1 protein-coding gene is annotated in these 3207 nt (G+C 71.0%); it reads right to left on the bottom strand.

What is annotated here, in order from left to right; all coding sequences use genetic code 11:
• The coding region (locus I0Q12_RS34060) for a non-ribosomal peptide synthetase (RefSeq protein WP_231611551.1) at positions 1-3207 on the bottom strand (3207 nt) is incomplete at both ends.

The raw sequence follows: 3207 nt of genomic DNA, 5'->3' as shown, positions 1-3207 counted from the left end.
GCGGTCCACTGCCGGACCAGCGCCTCCACGTGGTCCGGAGCCGCCTGGACCGGAACGATGCGGAAGGCGGCAAGCGCCTCGGCGATCGGCAGGACCCGCTGCACGGGCCCAGCCGACGACAGCGGCAGGACGGTGCGCAGCACCCGGTGGCGGATCACCACATCGGTCAGCGCGACCTGCAGGGCCGGGACGTCCAGATCCCCGTCGAGATGCAGAACGAACGGCAGGTGGTACGCGCCGGTGTCACCGTGTGCGCGGGCCTGCAGCCACAACCGGTACTGGGCGGGTGCGAGCGGCGCCGGCCCCGGTTCCTCGGACCGGACATCCGGATCGACCGCGCGCGGTCGCTCGGCGGCGGCCGCAGCGAGACGAGCGACGGTCGGATGGTCGAAGACGTCCCGCAACCGCACGTCGCGCCCCAGCGCGGAAGCCAGGTCCGCAGCGAGTTGTGTTGCGGTGAGCGAATGTCCGCCGACGACGAAGAAGTCGGTGTCGGCCCCCACGCCCTCGACCCCGGTGATCTCGGTGAACAACCGGGCGACGAGCGTCTCGTTCGGTCCGGCCGGGGGTCGATGTCCGATCGCGGGTTCGATGGTGGGGGCGGGCAGCGCACGCCGGTCGATCTTGCCGCCGGGCGTCAGCGGCAACGCCTCGAGGACCGTCGTCGTCGCCGGCCTGAGGTGGGCAGGCAGCCGCCGGGCGAGCCGTGCCGTCACCTCGGCCACGTCGACGACCGCCGATTCGGCAGGAACGACGTACGCGGCGAGGCGATCACCGTGCACGACGACCACTGCCGCGGTGATCTCGGCGAACGAGGTGAGCACCGCTTCGATCTCGCCGGGTTCGATCCGCCGACCGCGGATCTGCACCTGGCGATCGGCGCGTCCGAGGAAGTCGAGGCGTCGTTCGCCGGTGTCGGGGTCCCGGGTCCAGCGCACGAGGTCGCCGGTGCGGTAGACCCGCTCCCCCTGCGGTCCCGCGACGAACCGCTCGGCGGTGCGAGCCGGAGCATCCAGATAACCTCGGGCGACCCCCGGTCCCGCGACATACAGTTCGCCCACCACACCGGCAGGGACGGGGTGGAGCCTGGTGTCGAGCACGTAGGCGGCCGTGCCGGCGATCGGACGCCCGATCGGCACTCCGGAACCGGGTCGCAGCGGGTCACTGACCGTCGCCAGCACCGTGGTCTCCGTGGGGCCGTAGGCGTTGAGCAGGATCCGGCCGGGCGACCAGCGGTCGGCGACCGCCGCGGACAGGGCCTCGCCGCCCGAGTCGACGACCCGGAGGTGGGGCAGGTCCGCTTCCGGGGTGGCGGCCAGGATCGCGGGGGCCGTGATCGCGTGGGTGATCGCCTCCCGTCGGAGCAGATCTGCGAGCGCGGGACCGGCGACCGCGTCGGCCGGGCAGATCACCACGGTCGCGCCCGCGTCGAAGGCGAGCAGCAGTTCCTGCAGTGACGCGTCGACCGTGGGCGCGGCCAGGTGGAGCACGCGCGATTCGCGATCGGCGCAATACTTCTCGCGCAGGGTCGCGACGAGCGAGGCCACTCCCCTGTGGGTGACGGCGACCGCCTTCGGCACACCGGTGGACCCGGACGTGTGGATGACCCAGGCGGGATGGTCGAGGTGCAGGTCGCGGAGCCGGTCCGCCGGAGTGAAGGGAGCGGCGCGTCCGGTGGACGGCGCTACGAGGGTGACGTGCGCGGGCAGCACGACGTCCCGCCCGGCGACCACGATCTCGGCGGAACGCAGCAGTTCGTTCAGGCGCGCCCCGGGCAGATCCGGGTCGATCGGCGTATAGGCCGCGCCGGTCTTCGCAACGGCCCACAGTGCCACCACCGACTCCACCGAGCGGTGCAGGATCACCGCGACCCTGTCTTCGGGTCCGGCTCCGGCTGCGACGAGCCGTCGCGCCAGGTCGTTCGAACGGGCATCGAGCTCGCGATAGGTCAGGGACGACGTGGCATCGCGCACCGCGATCGCGTCGCTGTCGGCATGGGCTGTGAGCAGATCCGGCAGCAGTTCCGGTGCCGCTGCCTCGGGGCCGTGCGCGGGAACCAGCCCGGCCAGGTCCGCCGCATCCCCGAACGGTAGGTCGCCCAGTGCGCGATCGGGATTCGCGACGAACCGGGCCAGGTGATCGAGGAACAACCGGTGGTGCCGAGCGAGTGATTCCTCGCTGTAGAGCGCGGGATCGGCTTCGAAATCCACCCGGACGGTGCGGCCGGCGACGCCCGGATACACATTGACGGACAGATCCTCGATCGGCCCGGTGGACTGTACGTGGAAGTCGCCGACGATCTCACCGAAAGTGATCTGCGGGTGGAACATCATCAGGTTGACGACCGGGCCGAACGCGCTGCGGGTATCTCCGTGCTCCCGGCCGAGCTCTCGCAGGTCCGCGAGCATGTCCTCGTACCGGTAACGCTGGTGCCGCAGGGCTCCCGTCAGCTCCACCTGCACCCGCCGGATCAGCTCGGTGGGTGTCAGGCCGGGATCGACCTGCAGCCGCAGCGGCACGACGTTGGACAGCGTTCCACCGGACCGGCGCAGCGACGCGGTCGTCCGCGCCGAGACCGGAAGGCTCAGTACCACATCCGACGTTCCGGTGGTTCTCGCCAGATAGGCGGCGAAGGCGGAAACGACGACGGGCACATCCGTCGTGTTCACCTCGTGTGCAAGGGCGGCGACGGCCCGGGCCGTGGCGGGCTCGAGCAGTGCTCCGGTGTGCCGGCACGGCATCCGTGGCGGCGCCGACCCTTCCGGCCGAGACGACCCGTCCGCAAGCGACAGCGGATCGGGCAGATCGGCGAGTCGCTGCATCCAGTGCGCCCGGTCCCGCAGGCGCCGATCCGAAACCTCGTACGCGGCATCCATCTCGCGCAACCGGGCGACGGTGAGGCCGCGGAAAGGTGGTGCCTCGGCACCGTCGACCCAGGCCGTGTACAGCTCCGCGCTGCGCGCGAGCATCACCATGGCGCCGTGTCCGTCGAGTGCGATGTGGTGGGCATAGCTCGACAGGAAGAACCTGTCGTCGGCCAGCTGCAACAGTGTTGTACCGATGAGCCTGTCGCGCAACGGATCGAGACGGCGAGAGTATCTCCGGGTCATCCACCGGTGCGCTGCGCCCTCCGGATCCTCGGATCCGCGGAGATCGACGTAGCCGACCGAATCCGGTACGTCCGGACGGACCGTCTGATAAGTGTGG

Origin of the sequence: Rhodococcus sp. CX, assembly GCF_015865005.1 — a bacterium.
Lineage (GTDB): Bacteria > Actinomycetota > Actinomycetes > Mycobacteriales > Mycobacteriaceae > Rhodococcus.
The sequence above is the reverse complement of the archived record's forward strand: the minus strand, read 5'-3'. Positions and strand labels throughout refer to the sequence as shown.